Raw genomic sequence first — 15,889 nt, forward strand, 5'->3', positions numbered from 1 at the left:
AAGGGCGCTGAAACCGCGCTGACTCGCGCTCAGCCGCCGGCGGGTGACGCGGCAGGCGCGTCGAGGGCCGGTGCCACGACGGCGAACGCCTGGTCCATCAGCTCGGCGCAGGCAGCCGTCACATTCCGTTGCGCCAGATCGTCCAGGAGGCGAGCAAACACAACGGAGGAAAGAATGTTCGCTGCCTATGTCACTGTCACCATTCTCGCGTCGATCTTCACCGGCATCGCCGCCGTCACCTACCTGATCGGCCACGACTATCCCAAGGCCCAGGCGGACATGAAGCGCGTGCCACGGTCGTGGGTGCCGCGATTGGGCATGGCGCTGGCGGCCGGCTCGTTAGGGCTGCTGGCCGGCTTCGCCGTACCGGTGCTGGGCACCCTCGCCGCCGCCGGGCTGGTGCTGTATTTCATCGGCGCGCTCATCGCACACCTGCGCGTCGGCTCCCGCCAGTTGGTGGGATGGGCCGTGTTCTTCGTCGCCGTGGTGGCCGCACTGACAGTGAACGTGCTCTACCACTGGTGAATCGTCAGCTCCGACGTGAGAAGCGCCGTGGGCGTCGGCATCGCGAGGTGAGCCGGTATTGCCCTGTCATAGGCGGGCATCTATAGTTGCGCGGATCACAACAATCATGGCCGTGGTGACGCGGCCGGGTCGTCGAAGCGCTTCGACGATTCGTCGTTCAGGCCCGTCAGCCGGGTGTCGAGCCTGGTCACGCCGGTCTCGGCGCCCCGCTGGGCGTCTGTCGTACGACATGAGGAGAACCGCATGCGGAACTGGCGCCTTCGGCGCGGAATCACCGCGCTCGCGCTTGCCCTGCTAGCCCTACCGGCCGTTCCCGGCACCGCGCTCGCCGAACCCACCTACCCGTTCCGAGATCCCCACCTACCCGTGAACGTCCGGGTCGACGACCTGCTCGGCCGGCTCACCCAGGACGAGAAGATCTCCTGGCTGCACCAGTACCAGCCGGCCATTCCCCGACTGGGCATCGGTCTGTTCAAGACCGGCACCGAGGCGCTGCACGGGGTGGCCTGGTCCACGGACATCGACAACAACGGCGCGGTGGTCAAGGCTCGCGGCACCGTCTTCCCACAGCCGGTGGGCATGGCGAGCACCTGGAACACCGAGCTGATCCGGCAGGTCGGATCGGCCGTGGGCGACGAGGCACGGGGCTACCACGCGCAGAACCCCCGGGTCTGGGGGCTCAACCTGTGGGCGCCGGTGGTCAACCTGCTCCGCGACCCCCGGTGGGGCCGCAACGAGGAGGGCTACTCCGAGGACCCGCTGCTCACCGCCGAGATCTCCACCGCGTACGGGTCGGGGATGACCGGCGGTGACCCCAACCACCTGAAGAGCGCCCCGACCCTCAAGCACTACCTGGCCTACAACAACGAGGTCCGACGCGACGTGACCTCCTCGAACGTGCCGCCTCGGGTGCTCAACGAGTACGACCGCGCCGCTTTCAAGCCGGCCATCGCCGCCGACGCGGCGACCGGGATGATGGCCGCGTACAACCTGGTCAACGGCCGTCCGGCCACCGTGGACCCGGACCTGGCCACCGTGGTACGCGACTGGACCGACCAGCCGCTGATGAACGTCACGGACGCCTGGGCGCCGAACAACCTCGTCGCCTCGCAGGGGTACTACGCCACCCAGGCAGAGGGCAACGCCGCGATCATCAAGGCCGGCCTCAACAGCTTCATCACCGACGACACCAACGCCCAGCCCACCATCACCGCCATCAAGCAGGCGCTGGCGACCGACCTGCTCTCCGAGGCGGACATCGACGCCCGGATCCGCGAGATCCTGAACGTCCGGTTCCGGTTGGGTGAGTTCGACCCGGGCGGCGGCCCGTTCGGCGGCATCACCCCGGACGTCATCAACAGCCCGGAACACCAGCGACTGGCCCGGCAGGCCGCCGGCGAGGCGATGGTGCTGCTGAAGAACGAGCGGCAGGCGCTACCGCTGGACCCGGCCCGGACCCGCAAGGTGGCGGTGCTCGGCCCGCTGGCCGACACCCTCTACTCGGACTGGTACGGCGGCGACCTGCCGTACCAGGTGACGGCGCTCGGCGGCATCCGCGAACGGCTGGGCAGCTCGGCCAGTGTGAGCGGGCTCGACGGGGCGGACCGGATCGCGCTGAAGGACGTGTCGACCGGCCGGTATGTCTCGGCCACCGGCACCACCGACGCCGACCGCGTCCTCGGGACCGGCGCCACCCCGGCGCTGGTCGCCCAGTTCGACGTGGTCGACTGGGGGCAGGATGTGGTGACGCTGCGCAACGCCGCCAACGGCCGTTACCTCGGCTACAACTGGGGGCCGTTCCTCACCCGCGACGAGCAGCCGAACGGTTGGTACGTCCAGCAGCAGTTCAAGCTGGAGCCGCAGACCGACGGAACAGTGGTGCTGCGCTACGTCGGCTACGAGACCAAGGAGAGCTGGTTCGGCGCCGACACGTACGTGACCATCGGTGACGACGGCGCCCTCAAGCTCGGCGCATCGACCCCGGCCGCCGCGACCCACTTCAGTCGCGAGGTGATCAGCAGCGGAATCGACCGGGCCGTGGCGGCGGCCAAGGCGGCCGACACCGCCGTGCTTGTGGTCGGCAGCAACCCGTTCATCAACGGCCGCGAGGCGCACGACCGGACCTCAACGGCGCTGAGTGCCGGCCAGGAGGCGCTGGTCAAGGCCGTGGCCAGGGCCAACCCGCGGACCGTGCTCGTGCTCCAGACCAGCTACCCGGTCACCATCCGATGGGAGCAGGAACACGTTCCGGCCATCGTCTGGACCACCCACGCGGGCGCGGAGACCGGTCACGCCGTCGCCGACGTCCTCTTCGGTGACCGCAACCCGTCCGGCCGGCTCACCCAGACCTGGTACCGCTCGGACTCGCAACTACCGCCGGACCTGCTTGAATACGACATCATCTCGTCCGGGCAGACCTACCTGTACAGCCGCGCGAAGCCGCTCTACCCGTTCGGCCACGGGCTGTCGTACACCCGCTTCCGGTACGGCCAGCTGCGTGCCGGTGCGCAGTCGGTCGCGGCCGACGGCACCATCACGGCCAGTGTCGACGTGACAAACGTCGGCAGCCGGGCCGGGACCGAGGTCGTTCAGCTCTACACCCACCAGCGCACCTCGCGGGACACCACCCCGATCCGCCAGCTCAAGGCATTCCAGCAGGTGAAACTCGCGCCCGGGCAGACCCGTACGGTGACCTTGCGCCTGCCCGCCGCCGACCTGGCGCACTGGGACGTCACCCGCAGTCGGTGGGTGGTCGAGTCGTCCGTCCACGACCTGATGGTCGGGGCGTCCGTCGAGGACATCCGGGCCCGCGCCGCGGTCCGGGTCCGCGGTGAGACCATCCCGGCCCGCGACCTGTCCCGGCCCACCAGGGCGGAGAACTTCGACCGGTACGCGGGCGTCCGGCTCGTCGACGAGACGAAACCCAGCGGTACGGCGGTCGGTGCCACCGCCCCCGGTCAGTGGATCTCCTTCGACGGTTCCGCGCTGCGTGCCGGCGCGCGCACCTTCACCGCGAAGGTCGCCAAGGCCGGTGCGGGTGTCGGCACGATCCAGATCCGGATGGGGTCGCCCACCGGCCGGCTGCTCGGCACTGCCACCGTGCCCAGCACCGGTGACGACTACCGGTACGTCAGCACCCGCACCGAGTTGGCCCGGGCCGTCGGCACCCGCAACGTGTACCTGGTGTTCGACTCCCCGCTGCGGCTGGCGGAATTCTCCATCAGTTGACCGGAGCCCGGGCCGGGTCGATCGTCGACCCGGCCCGGGCCATTGGTGGGGTCAGCTCGCCGTGCAGGTCAGCGCCGGTGTACTGGGCGTGCCGCTCGACGAACCGAGGAACCCGAACGCAGTGCTCGCGCCGGCGCCCAGTGCCCCGTTGTAGGCGACGTTGCGGGCGGTGACCGCCGACCCCTGGCTCGTGACGGTCGCGTTCCAGGCCTGGGCGACGCTCTGGCCACCGGCGAAGGTCCACGTCACGGTCCAGTTGCTGATCGCCGAGGGGCCGGCGGTGACCCGTACCTCGCCCTGGAAGCCGCCGGTCCACTGGCTGGTCACCGCGTACGTCGCGGTGCAGCCGGCCGTCGGCGGCGGGGTGGTGGGCGGTGGCGTGGTGGGCGGTGGCGTGGTGGGCGGTGGGGTGGTGACGGAACCACCCCAGCCGGCGGTGGAGTCCAGCCAGGCGGCGCGTCGCAGCATCCAGTCCCGCATGACCTGGACCTGCCCCTGCCAGGTGGGCGAGGTCGGGGTGCGGAAGAAGCTGACCGTCGGTGCCGTGAGGTTGGGCCAGCGTTGGAAGTTGCGCTGGGCCGCGTTGGTCAGCGGGGTCGCGAGAGCATTGATCCGGGTCTGGAGCGCGGCGTCGGAGAGCAGGCCCCGTCGTAGCGTCTGCCAGCGCGATCGGGCCTGGTTGACGAACGCGGGGTCGCGCAGCAACTGGGCGAACCAGTCGTTGGCCGAGGGTTGCCGGGTCTGCTGGTGCTGCCAGCCCGACACCTGGTCGTTGGCGAAGAATCCACCGACGCCGAAGCTGAGGTCGAAGTCCCACAGCGGACCCGCGAAGATCTTGCTGTCCCGGTCCTTGTAGAAGTGCGAGCTGCGGACGTAGGCGTCCATCTCCCGGCTCAGCTCGTTGACGATCATGAGGTCGATGAAGGAGTCGACGTCGATGTACTTGCGGTATCCGGTGGTCGGGTCGGCGAAGTTCGACGAGTGCAGCACGTCGTTGAACTCCTGGAGGTGACCGCGCAGCCAGTCCCGTTGCTGCGGTTGCAGGGGCGACGGGTCGGCGACCTCAAGGTAGTTCCAGCAGGTGGCCGCCGGCCCGGTGCACGGCAACGTCGGCTCCTCGGCCGCCATCCACTCGAATTTCCAGATGTACCCGCCCTGGATCTTCGGCAGGGTCACGTCGTCGGAGTCCAACTGCTTGAGGTCGAGGCGGTCCTTGGAGTTCTTGATCGTCTCCATGAACATGTAGACGCCCATGTAGTCGCCGGCACCCACCGGTGCGGCGTCCGTGTTGAGGTAGAACTCGGCGAACGCGTAGCGCGGGGCGGGCAGCCCCATCTCGCGCCCGAGGTCGTAGACGAGCGCCTCACGGATCAGCGCCTTGTCGGGGAACGGGCCGCGCAACACCCAGTCGGAGTCGGCGGGCATGCCCAGCACCGGGTAGTCGGCGTCGTCGTTCTCGTTGTCCCAGAACTCGACGCGGAACGGCGTCTTCTCGAATGTCGCCGACGAGTTGCCGCGCAGCCGGAATCCGGCTCGGGTGCTGAGCGTCGGGGCGGCCGCCAACGATGTGGTACCGCCGCCCGTCGGTTCGAAGATCATGGTGGTGGCGTCGAAGTACTCACGGTCTGGCCGGCCGGCACCGTACGAGTCGATCAGTACCACCGGCAGGTCGTGGGCGGTGGTGACGTTCTGGGCGGCGTACATGGCGGTGCCGGGCGCACCCGTCGCTGTCTGGCCGACGAACGCCTGTGCCCGCAACTGGGTGGTGCGGGTGAAGCGCAGCGCCGAGCCCGAATAGAGCGACGACTGGGCGGTGGGCGGCTGGCCGTTGGTGGTGTAGCGGATCTGGGCACCGCTGACCGTGCTGCTCAGCGTCACCGCCACCTCCCCCTGGAAGGTGCCGCTGGGCACCGAGAAGGTGATGTCGCCGACCAGGTCTTCTGCCGCGGCCGGTGCTGCGGCGGCATCGGCGGCCGGGGTGCCGGCGAGGAGTTCGGTGACCGGTTGGGCGGTCTGGGCAGCGGCGACGGGTTCGGCGCCGGCCGGTGGCGAAGACACCACGAGGAGGCCTGCGACCAACACGGCGGTGGCGGCGATCCCGGCGGCACGAAGGGCCACCACCGGAAGACCGGTGTTGCGGGTGTTCATGCGCACGATGCCTCCTGTTCTGATCGGGTGGGAACGGGCAACTCCAGGAGCGCCGAGGACGGGTCGGCGCGGAAATGGCGGCGTAGCGTCCGACGCCACGGCACATCGGGAAGGTCCAGGCGGAGAGCCGCGAGACCGGTGGCGTACTTCGAGATGCGTACGGGCCGGGTGCCGCGCTGCCACAGCGCACGATCGACCAGCGAGGGGGCCGAGCTGGTCTTGGTCTCGACCACGGCGATGCCGGGCAGTCGCAGGGTTTGGTCACCGTCCTGCCAGGTGAGCCCGGTGTCGATGGTGACCCGGCTCGCGGTTGCGGGCAGCAGCAGAGTGGAGCGACGGTAGCTGGTGACCAGCACCGGCTCGAGCGGGCTGCCGCTGAGATTGGACAGGATCGACTCCCGGTCGAGCACATCGTCGACGAACCCTCGCCCGGACCGGACGGTGCGGCGGTCCTCGGCGAGATACGGCAGTCGGTGTTTGGTGACCCGTCCGCGCGCCCCGCTGATCTTCACTTCCAGCCAGCACTGCGCGGAGTCGAGGTAGGTCCGGGTCCGTACCTTGAAGCGCCTGCGCCGCCGGTACGCGGCGCAGTGGTAACTGGCCAGGCAGGGCGTGTCGAAGTACACGGACTCGTACCGGAAGCTGCGCTCACCATCGATGTCCAGCACCCGGGCGTACGGGGTGAGCTGGTCCAGCAGATGCGGCAACTCGTCCACCGTGATGACGTACTTGCGGTCCACCCTGCACTGCAGCGCTGCCCGGTCGATCACCTCGGCGAGTGCGATCGGCGCCAGGGTCGCCAGCGGTGGCGCGCTCATCGGAGCGCTCCGGCCCGTACCGCCTTGCCGGTGCCGGCCGCGGCGCTGCGCCGGGCGACCGAGTATCGGACGTCGACCACTGTGGTCTCGTTGACCATGTCGAGCCGCTGGACGATGGCGTTGTGCACCCGGGCGTTGAGCAGTTGCTCCAGCTGGGCGACGAGAGCGACGTGATCGGTGACGGCGGAGTCGAGCACCATGATCTGGTGCCGGTAGTGCCGGAGCAGCCGTCGGTGATCGCCGACGAACATCACCGCGACGATGAGTGCCATCAGGCCTCCGCTGAGCCAGACCGAGGTGGTGCTGAGTGCGCCGAGAATGCCCAGTGCGAGAGCGGAGAAGTAGTACGCGACCTCGTGCTGGTCGAGCTCCGTCGACCGGAGTCGGATGATGGAGAGCACTCCGAACAGCGCCAGCCCCAGCCCGAGCCCGGCCCCGACGTCGCTGGCGCTCAGCGCGCTCGCCACCGCGAGGACGCCGACGTTGACCCCCAGATAGGCGACGACCAGGTCGCGCCGACGGTGCCGGGGGAAGTAGAGCCCGAAGACGAGCAGCGCCACCGCGCAGATGTCGATCGCGAACAGGACGAGCTGCGACATCGCTGGGGTTCCTCCTGGTTCACGCCGGAGCGGACCGACGCCAGGCCGCAGTCGCTGCGTGGCGACCTGCGGAAGGTGGCCGGACCTCCAGGCTACTTTTCGGTAAACTTTCGGTATTTCGTTGGTGACTGTAAGCAGAACATCAATGTAAGTCAATGTGTGATCCGTGCGCGCAGGCAGGTCCCTGGGCCAGCTGGCGAGGTGCGGTGTGCTTGACGTGGGCATGCCCGGGACGCCACCTCGGCTCGCGTGACCGCCGAAACTTTCGGAGTCTTTCGGGCGTCACGGCGTCTCGATTGATCGGTCCTGGGGTCGGTTCCTGGGGCGGGATGATCGTCGGTCCGACCCGGGGTGGCCGCTGAGCCTCTCGTGCCCGTTGGCCGGTGGCGCCCGGTGGGGCGGGCACCGCCAGCGTCGGCGGGGTTCAGTGACTTCGGTGCCTATAGAGCTGATGCCGCAAACGAATCAGGCAAGGGAATCCGTGGCGGGTGTGTCGCGACGAACCGTGCTGGCGAACTGCCTGGTGGTGGGCGCGACGAACCGCGGGCGAACCGCCTGGCAGTGGGATCGCGACGACCGCGGGCGAACCGCCTGGCAGTGGGATCGCGACGAACCGGGCGGGCGAAACCGCCCCGCGGCGGGATCGCGGGGATCGCGCGGGGGACCGACTGGCGTCGCGGGGATCGCGAGGGGATCGCGCGGAGCGTCGCGTGAGGGCTTTGTCGCGGGGCGGTTCGAGGGGGCCGGCTGTCGGTGATGTCGTAGACGATTCAGCTCCAAAGGAAGGCCGGACCGCCGGCGGCCCCTGGCCTGGCGGTCCCTGGCCTGGCGGTCCCTGGCCTGGCGGTCCCTGGCCTGGCGGCGGGGCGCCCTCATGGCTCACGACGTTCAGCGCCGCGCTGCGGACCAAAGGTCTACGCCGCCGTTCAGCTGCCGATCGCCGAGGTGCGTGCGAGTGGTCGCGGGCAGCGACGACGAGCCCCGTGTCGTCGCTGTGGATTCGTCGGACGACGTCAGCAGGGACGCACGGTTGGCAGGGTTGATCTGCCCGATCCGAGGGCATTTCTGCATAGACGCCCTCCAATTGCCGGTTGCATTGGTCAGACGTGTGACCTACGCTCCCAGTAAGAATTTCGGGGCAGTTAACAAAGAGTGCGGTCGGGGCGACGGAAGTCCCCGCCGGCCCTTAGTGGCGTCGCTGTTCCGTACTCGTCGCTCGATACGCACTTTGGGCACCACATCGACGACCAGTGAGAGGAACAGACGTGAAGTCAGCCGTATCCACCGCTCGAATGTCAGTGTTGGCGGTGGCGGCGCTTGTCGCCGCCACACTGCCAGCAGTGCTGACAAACCAACTACCGGCCTCGGCCGCGGTCCAGGCGACCTACTATGTCGCCCCGGACGGTAACGACGCCAATCCGGGCACACTGCAGTCGCCATTCCGGACTCTGCAACGTGCCCGGGACATCGTTCGTACGGTGAACACGAACATGACCGGCGACGTGAACGTCTACCTCCGTGGTGGAACCTATCCGGTGAGCAGCACTGTCGAATTCGGGTCGAGCGACTCCGGCACCAACGGATTCCGGGTCAGCTACGCGGCCTACGCCAATGAGAAGCCAGTCCTCGACGGCGGCGTCCCGGTGACCGGGTGGAGCCAGCACAGCGGCAACATCTGGAAGGCGCCGCTCGACCGCGCCAACAAGCTGCGGGCGCTCTACGTCAATGACAAGCGCGCGTACATGGCGTCGAAGACGATCAGCTCGGCGGGCTGTTACGGGACGTACAACATCACGGCCAACCAGGCCTCGTGGGCCTGGGAGTCGGGCTCGCAGTGCGACGGCGCCAAGTACAGCCTGAACGATTTTCCCGCCGTTCCGCGCAACCAGGACGACATCGAGATCGAGACGGGTACGACCTGGACCACTGCCATCGTGGGCGTCCGCCAGGTGACCACGAGTTCCGACGGTGCGAACCGGGTCGCTCTCTTCCAGCAACCAGGCGCGGCCATCGCGCAGGGCGCGTTCAACGGCAACGCCCAGGTCGGCGGCACCCACAAACTCATGAACGCGTACGAGTTCCTGGACGCGCCCGGTGAATTCTATTTCGACAAGGGCGCCAAAACGGTCTACTACTACAAGGCCAGCGCCGAGAACATGTCGACCGCGACGGTCTACGCGCCGAACAACGTCACCACGGTGCTGCGGGTCGCCGGCACCTCGACGACCAGCCATGCCCGCAACATCACGTTCTCCGGTCTGACGGTGCGGCACTCGGACTGGAACCTGTTCAACGTCGCCGGTTCGTCCTTCAAGCAGGCGCAGCAGGGCAATCTCGGAGCGCAGGTGTACGCGAAGGGCAACTTCCACGTCTACTACTACCGCAACGTGGATGTCACCCCCGGCATCGTCCAGATCCAAAACGCCGACGGTCTCCTGCTGCAACGCAACCGGATCGAGCACACCGGCGCCGACGGAATCAACATGATCAATGATGTGCAGAGCACCCAGCTGATCGGAAACCACACCAACGACATCGCCGGGTCCGCCATCACCGTCGGTCATCCCCAGCACGTCTACATCGGGGACGGCACGTCGACCAACCGCGAGAAGTACTCCGCGTCGGTCGAGGGGCTACCGAAGAACATCGACATCAAGAACAACTACCTCTACGACAGCGCGGTGCTGTTCAACGGGCACAGCCCCATCTCCGCGTACTTCGCCGACACCCTCACCATCCAGCGCAACCGGATCGAGAAGGCCCCGTGGTCCGGCATCACGCTCGGCTGGGGCTGGTGGAACTTCGACGGATCGTCGGGCTCGATCGTGCCGAACCGGCCGACCACGACGGCGAGAAACAACACCATCAGCTACAACCACATCATCGACACGGTGCAGCGTCTCAGTGACACGGCTCCCATCTACACGCTCGGGAGCCAGCCCGGGACCACCATCACCAACAACTACCTCCAGGGCGTTCCGTCGGGCCACAAGTACGGACTGCACCCGGATGAGGGCTCGGCATTCATCACCTTCCGCGACAACGTCCTGAGTATCGACAAAAACGTCACCTGGATGATCAATTCGGATGACTTCGGGCGGAAGCACGATTTGAGCATCACGCAGATCTACGGGCCTATCAACAAGGTCTCGAACAAGAATCTGCCGAACAGTACTGTCGCCGACATCCTCGTCTCCTCCGACTATGTCTGGCCGGCGGCGGCGTACGGCATCGCCGCGAATTCCGGCCTTGAGGACGCGTACCGGGACATTATTCCGGCGAGCAATTTCTCCGCACCGAACTATGTGCTGCCGGCCAGCACTTTCGTCACCAGTGCCACCGCGTCGATCCCGATCCGGAGCATCGGCGACGCCACCAGGTCGGTCTGGTTGGCTCCGTACGGCACGACCACCTTCACCGCCGGGGCGACGATGACCAGGGCCGCCGGCACCGCCACGTCCATCGCCGTGCCGGCCACTCAGGGCGAGTACCGGCTGTACGTCGTCGACGCACAGGGCAACCGGTCGGCCGAGTCGACCTCGATCGTCCGGCAGCAGCAGGGCGGCGGCAGCGGTACGGGGGGCGGGCAACTCGTGGGTGGCCAGTCCGGTCGCTGTGTCGAGGTGCCCAACTCCTCGACCACCAACGGCACCCAGACCCAGCTCTGGGACTGCTCCACCGGCACCAACCAGCAGTGGACCCACACCGCCAGCAAGCAGTTGACCGTGTACGGCAACAAGTGCCTGGACGCCTCCGGGGCGGGCACGGCCAACGGCACCGCGGTCATCATCTGGGACTGCCACGGCGGGCTCAACCAGCAGTGGAACGTCAACACCAACGGCACCGTGACGAACGCCCAGTCGGGGCTCTGTCTCGATGCCAACGGCGCCGCCACCGCCAACGGCACCAAGCTCATCCTCTGGTCCTGCAACGGCGGCACGAACCAGCGGTGGACGCTGCGTAGCTGACCCGACCAGACCCCGGGGCCAGGCCGACACGGGCCTGGCCCCGGCTACTTCTGGGTCGGCGCTGCCGACGTCGCTAGCTGGCGGCCTCCGGCGTGGCCTCGGTCGGCTGGGCGGCCTCGTCGTCCTTGGCGGGCTCCTCCTCGTTCGCCACCTTGACGCGCGTGGGCTCGGTCCAGGAGAACTCGATTTCGACGGACACCTCCGTCTCGTTCTCCCGCTCGATCTCCAGCTCGCACCGCACCGTGTCCGCGACCGTCACCGCGCCCGCCGCGCCGTAGAAGAGCCGTCCGTCAGACTCCAGCTGGTTCGCCAGTTGGCGCAGCCAGGCGGCCAGGTCGGAGCGTGACACCGTACGGGAGTCCTCATAGATATCCATGTCGACCATGCTCGCACTCCACAAAGGACGACGTGTGCAGGGCTTCGGCCTCGACCCGGGGTGTCGGCATGATATGGATCTTGCCGGTGGCGTTGGTCCGGAAAATGTCGGCTTCGGAGGTGCTGCCGGACAGCGCGCGGGTAATGCTGGGCGATGAAATCCACCTGGAAGCCCCATGAGAAGCACGGTGGCCTGTCGGACAAGGACAAGCGCGAGCTGCCGGAAACCGTCTTCGCGTTCCCCGGCAAACGCAAGGAACCGATGACCGATGCCAGCCACGTCCGCAACGCCGTTGCCCGGTTCGACCAGGTGCAGGGCGTCACCGACGCGGACCGCGACCTGGCCTTCGAGAACATCCTCGTCGCCGCCAAGCACTACGATGTCGATGTCGCCGAGACGAACTGGCGCCAACTGGGCAAGCTCCCGCACACCCCGAATCCCGCTCACTGACCGGGCAACCGCACGATTCGGCCCACTCGCCGGATAGTTTCGGCTCCGCCGGGTAAACGGCGCGGATGCCCGCCAAGCAGGAGCCGGCAGCTGACAACGACCCGCCCCGGCACCGGGTGTCCCGGGTCGATCGAATCTGGGCCGGCCTGCGCGAGCGGGTGCGGCACGGGCTGCGCGTCCGCGCTTGGCGGTTGCGCCTCTTCGGGCTGCTCGCCGTGCAGGCCGGCATCGCGGCGTCGATCGCCTGGTTCGTGGGGTATCAGTTCCTGGGCAATCCCGCCCCGGTGCTCGCGCCCACCACCGCGGTCGGCATCGTGGCCGCATCGATGGGCACGCGCCTGCGGCGCACCGTCGAGCTGCTGGTCGGGGTGGTCCTGGGCCTCGCCGTCGGTGACACGCTCATGCCGCTGTTCGGCATCGGGGCCTGGCAGACCGGTGTGGTCGTCGTACTGGCGATCATCGTCGCGGTGCTGCTCAAGGGGGGTGGATCGCTGCTCACCCAGGCCGGCGGCACCGCGGTGCTCATCGCCACCCTGGAACCGCCCGTGCGTGACCTGTCCATCCCTCGCTTCGTCGACGCGGCGGTCGGTGGGTTGGTCGGGTTGGCGGTCGGACTGTTGCTGGTGCCCATCCACCCGCAGCGGACCGTGCGGCGGCTGGCCGAACCCGTCATTGATCCGGCCGTCAGGGCCCTGCACGACCTGGCCGCTGCGCTGCGCCTTCGGGATCTTGATGGCGCGCAGCGGAGCCTGGGGGCGTTACGTCTCCTCGGCCCTCGGTTGGTCGCACTGGATGATGGGCTCAACGCTGCACAGGAGGTGGTGCGACTGGCGCCGCTGCGCTGGCACGAACGCCCGTCCCTGCTCTACTACACCGACGCAGTCCGACATATGGAGCGCAGCCTCTACAGCTTTCGCGGGATGGCGAGGCGGCTCACGAGGGCCGTCCTCGACGACGAGCCGCTGCCGGAGGAGTTCCCGTCGGCCATTGACCTGCTGGCCGCCAGTGTGCAGAGCCTGAGATGCGCGATCCGTACGCAGGCGGAGCCGCTGGAGGCGCGCCAGCAGATTCTGGCCGCCATTGAGCTGGTTGGGAAGGCGCAGGGAGATGTCACATCGGATCTCACCCGCCCGCACACCCACCGGTTGGGCTACTCGGGCATGATCGCCGCTGGTGACTGCTACACCTCGGCGCACGACCTGCTCATGGCCAGCGGACTGGACGCCCGCGAAGCGGCGGCGCTGGTGCGACGGGCGGCAGAACCGGACGAGTGGGACTGAGCTGCCCGGCATCTCTGTCGCGACTGCTCAGCCGCCAGCGCGCCCGTCGGGCACGTTGAGCGCGCTCACGTCAGGTCGCCTTCAGCGCGGCGAGGACGTCGAGGTAGTGCGGGTTCTTCATGACCCCCAGCACGTTGCCGAACGGGTCGACGACCGCCGCGGTGATGAACCCTTCGTCCCCGTGTGGAGTGATTGGCTGGTACTCCGTGGCACCCAACGCCAGCAGCCGCTCGACGGTCGCGTCGAGGTCGTCGACGTACCAGTGCATGATCACGCCGCCGGGCCCGGTCGCCGCCCCGGCCGGTGCGTACCTGCGGTCGATGATGCCCAGCTCGGCCTGGTAGTCCCCGATGCGGAACTCGGTGTAGGCCGGGCGTCCGTCGGGGCCGGGGCGCATGAAGTACGCCTCGATGCCGAGAAAGTCCGCATACCAGGCCGTGGCCGCCGTCACGTCGTCCGCCCAGATGTTCAGGGTGGCGAATCCTCGCAGGCTCATCGGGTGTCCTCTCGTCGATGTGGTTGGTGTCGACGCTATCGACGATTGCGGAAGGTTTGCTTCCGCAATGAGCGGTAGGTCTCGACCGTGTCCAGCCGCGGACCGCATTTTTCGTCGGCTCCCGGGTAGTCGCCGCCATTGCCAGTACGAGTGGCGGGGGACAGCGTGGACAGCTACCCGGCAGTCGAGGACCACGGTCTGATCGGTGATCTACAGACCGCGGCGCTGATCACCAAGGACGGTACGGTCGACTGGTTCTGTGCGCCCCGCTTCGACTCACCGAGCATCTTCGGCGCGCTGTTGGACCGCCGCAAGGGTGGCCACTTCCAGCTGTCGCCAGACGGCATCGACTACGCGAGCAAGCAGCTCTACCTGCCCGGTACACCGATCCTCATCACCCGCTTCCACAGCGCCGACGGTGTCGGTGAGCTGTTGGACTTCATGCCCGTCACGGGTGAACGGGCCACCAACCGGCACCGGTTGATCCGGCTGGTTCGCATGATCCGGGGCAGCATGCCGTTCCGCTTCGACTGTCAGCCCCGGTTCAACTACGGACGCGATCCGTTTGAGCTTGAGGTGCACCCCGAGGGTGACGTCTTCCGAAGCCAGACGCTGACCTTCACCCTCACCCTCTTCAAGGATGCGAAAGGGCTGGTCGACGCGGGGGCCATCATCCGCGACGCGCAGGGGGTATCGGCTCGGTTCACGCTGCAAGCAGGTGACATCGGCGGGGTGGTCCTGGAGACGGCCTGCCCGCACGCGCCCCGCGCACTCAGCACCGACGAGGCGTGCGAACTACTAGCCGGCACCCGCGACTTCTGGCGGCGATGGCTGGACCGTTCCCGCTATCGGGGTCGTTGGAGGGAGGCGGTCGAGCGGTCGGCGATGACCCTCAAGCTGATGACGTACGCACCGACCGGTGCCCTTGTCGCCGCGCCCACCGCGGGGCTACCCGAGCAGATCGGCGGGCAGCGGAACTGGGACTACCGCTACACCTGGATCCGGGACGCGTCCTTCTCCGTGCACGCGCTGCTGAAGCTCGGCTTCACCGACGAGGCCGAGAAGTATCTGCTCTGGTTGGACGCGCGCATCCGGGAAGCACGGGACCCCGATCTGCCCCTCCAGATCATGTACAGGGTTGACGGCTCGCCGGACCTGCCCGAGGAGGTGCTCAGCCACCTGGAGGGATACCGCGGGTCGGCACCGGTGCGCATTGGCAACGGCGCGTCGGGCCAACTGCAACTCGACATCCACGGCGAGGCGCTCAACTCCCTGGAACTCGCCGACCGGGATGGCCTGATCGCGCCGTACGAAGGGTGGCGGAAGACGGCAGAGCTGATGGACTGGCTCTGCGAGCACTGGGACCAGCCCGAGGACGGCATCTGGGAGACCCGGTCCGGGCGGCAGGACTTCACGTACGGACGGATGATGTCCTGGGTGGCGCTGGACCGCGCCATCCGCCTCGCGCAGCGCCGCGGGCGCCCCGGTGACACCACCCGTTGGACGACCGAACGCAACACCATCTACGAGCAGGTCATGACACGTGGCTTCCACCCGGGCCGCCAAGCTTTCGTGCAGCACTACCGCACGGACATCCTGGACGCCTCGCTGCTTGCCATGCCCGGCCTCGGCTTCATCTCGCCGATGGACCCGATGTGGGAGTCGACGCTGCGAGCGATAGACAGCGAACTGGTCTCCGACAGCCTCGTCTACCGCTACGACCCGAACGCCTCGCCGGACGGCCTGGCCGGCACCGAGGGCACCTTCAGCATGTGCACCTTCTGGTATGTGCAGGCCCTCGCCCAGGCCGGCCGGCTCGACGACGCCCGGTTGACCTTCGAGAAGATGCTCACCTACAGCAACCCGCTCGGCCTCTACTCTGAGGAGATCGCGCCGACCGGTGAGCAGATCGGCAACTTCCCGCAGGCGTTCAGTCACCTCTCGCTGATCAGCACGGCGACTCACCTCGACGACCTGCTCGATCAGCAGCGCTGACCGTCC

At 68.0% G+C, this 15,889-nt stretch carries 11 protein-coding genes; 6 read left to right on the top strand and 5 right to left on the bottom strand.

What is annotated here, in order from left to right:
* Positions 1-174 precede the first annotated feature (174 nt).
* Positions 175-525: a DoxX family protein gene (locus tag ACFYP0_RS31845; RefSeq protein WP_386998458.1), complete on the top strand. Its 351-nt coding sequence runs from the start codon at positions 175-177 to the stop codon at positions 523-525.
* Positions 526-768: 243 nt separating this feature from the next.
* Positions 769-3,753, top strand: coding sequence for a glycoside hydrolase family 3 protein (locus tag ACFYP0_RS31850; RefSeq protein WP_386998459.1), 2,985 nt, complete (start codon positions 769-771; stop codon positions 3,751-3,753).
* Between the two features lie 51 nt (positions 3,754-3,804).
* Here ACFYP0_RS31850 and ACFYP0_RS31855 read toward each other — a convergent pair whose 3' ends face one another.
* Genes ACFYP0_RS31855 through ACFYP0_RS31865 form a run of 3 tightly spaced genes read right to left on the bottom strand, consistent with a single transcriptional unit; the run spans position 3,805 to position 7,318 of the window.
* Positions 3,805-5,901: a CotH kinase family protein gene (locus ACFYP0_RS31855; protein ID WP_386998464.1), complete on the bottom strand. Its 2,097-nt coding sequence runs from the start codon at positions 5,899-5,901 to the stop codon at positions 3,805-3,807.
* A complete protein-coding gene (locus tag ACFYP0_RS31860; protein ID WP_356976162.1) occupies positions 5,898-6,719 on the bottom strand; it encodes a polyphosphate polymerase domain-containing protein in 822 nt (273 codons plus the stop codon). The genes ACFYP0_RS31855 and ACFYP0_RS31860 overlap by 4 nt, the downstream gene beginning before the upstream one ends.
* Positions 6,716-7,318: a DUF4956 domain-containing protein gene (locus tag ACFYP0_RS31865; protein ID WP_356976164.1), complete on the bottom strand. Its 603-nt coding sequence runs from the start codon at positions 7,316-7,318 to the stop codon at positions 6,716-6,718. The genes ACFYP0_RS31860 and ACFYP0_RS31865 overlap by 4 nt, the downstream gene beginning before the upstream one ends.
* Before the next feature lie 1,292 nt (positions 7,319-8,610).
* On the opposite strand from ACFYP0_RS31865, the gene ACFYP0_RS31870 reads away from it, so the two are divergent.
* A complete protein-coding gene (locus tag ACFYP0_RS31870; RefSeq protein WP_386998460.1) occupies positions 8,611-11,286 on the top strand; it encodes an RICIN domain-containing protein in 2,676 nt (891 codons plus the stop codon).
* 73 nt (positions 11,287-11,359) lie between these two features.
* Here ACFYP0_RS31870 and ACFYP0_RS31875 read toward each other — a convergent pair whose 3' ends face one another.
* Positions 11,360-11,662, bottom strand: a complete 303-nt coding sequence (locus ACFYP0_RS31875; RefSeq protein ID WP_355498668.1) for an amphi-Trp domain-containing protein — start codon at positions 11,660-11,662, stop codon at positions 11,360-11,362.
* 153 nt (positions 11,663-11,815) lie between these two features.
* Here ACFYP0_RS31875 and ACFYP0_RS31880 point away from each other — a divergent pair, with 153 nt between their 5' ends.
* On the top strand, positions 11,816-12,112 hold the full coding sequence (locus tag ACFYP0_RS31880) for a DUF6582 domain-containing protein (RefSeq protein WP_355498665.1): 297 nt from the start codon (positions 11,816-11,818) through the stop codon (positions 12,110-12,112).
* A gap of 65 nt (positions 12,113-12,177) precedes the next feature.
* The gene (locus ACFYP0_RS31885) at positions 12,178-13,392 is read left to right on the top strand and encodes an FUSC family protein (RefSeq protein WP_355498662.1); all 1,215 of its coding nucleotides are present in this window, start codon (positions 12,178-12,180) and stop codon (positions 13,390-13,392) included.
* 70 nt (positions 13,393-13,462) lie between these two features.
* Here the strand turns inward: ACFYP0_RS31885 and ACFYP0_RS31890 are convergent, their stop codons facing one another.
* Positions 13,463-13,888 carry a VOC family protein gene (locus ACFYP0_RS31890; protein ID WP_355498659.1) on the bottom strand — a complete coding sequence of 142 codons (426 nt, stop codon included), beginning with the start codon at positions 13,886-13,888 and terminating at the stop codon, positions 13,463-13,465.
* A 165-nt stretch (positions 13,889-14,053) separates the two neighbouring features.
* On the opposite strand from ACFYP0_RS31890, the gene ACFYP0_RS31895 reads away from it, so the two are divergent.
* On the top strand, positions 14,054-15,883 hold the full coding sequence (locus tag ACFYP0_RS31895) for a glycoside hydrolase family 15 protein (protein ID WP_386998461.1): 1,830 nt from the start codon (positions 14,054-14,056) through the stop codon (positions 15,881-15,883).
* Positions 15,884-15,889 lie beyond the last annotated feature (6 nt).

The sequence above is a fragment of the Micromonospora arida genome (assembly GCF_042873195.1).
In the GTDB taxonomy this organism is placed as follows: Bacteria; Actinomycetota; Actinomycetes; order Mycobacteriales; family Micromonosporaceae; genus Micromonospora; species Micromonospora arida.

Bases quoted from the DNA above. Each gene is read 5' to 3' on its own strand.
- ACFYP0_RS31845 (WP_386998458.1), top strand. From the start codon at position 175: ATGTTCGCTGCCTATGTCACTGTCACCATTCTCGCGTCGATCTTCACC.
- ACFYP0_RS31850 (WP_386998459.1), top strand. From the start codon at position 769: ATGCGGAACTGGCGCCTTCGGCGCGGAATCACCGCGCTCGCGCTTGCC.
- ACFYP0_RS31855 (WP_386998464.1), bottom strand. From the start codon at position 5,901: ATGAACACCCGCAACACCGGTCTTCCGGTGGTGGCCCTTCGTGCCGCC.
- ACFYP0_RS31860 (WP_356976162.1), bottom strand. From the start codon at position 6,719: ATGAGCGCGCCACCGCTGGCGACCCTGGCGCCGATCGCACTCGCCGAG.
- ACFYP0_RS31865 (WP_356976164.1), bottom strand. From the start codon at position 7,318: ATGTCGCAGCTCGTCCTGTTCGCGATCGACATCTGCGCGGTGGCGCTG.
- ACFYP0_RS31870 (WP_386998460.1), top strand. From the start codon at position 8,611: ATGTCAGTGTTGGCGGTGGCGGCGCTTGTCGCCGCCACACTGCCAGCA.
- ACFYP0_RS31875 (WP_355498668.1), bottom strand. From the start codon at position 11,662: ATGGATATCTATGAGGACTCCCGTACGGTGTCACGCTCCGACCTGGCC.
- ACFYP0_RS31880 (WP_355498665.1), top strand. From the start codon at position 11,816: ATGAAATCCACCTGGAAGCCCCATGAGAAGCACGGTGGCCTGTCGGAC.
- ACFYP0_RS31885 (WP_355498662.1), top strand. From the start codon at position 12,178: ATGCCCGCCAAGCAGGAGCCGGCAGCTGACAACGACCCGCCCCGGCAC.
- ACFYP0_RS31890 (WP_355498659.1), bottom strand. From the start codon at position 13,888: ATGAGCCTGCGAGGATTCGCCACCCTGAACATCTGGGCGGACGACGTG.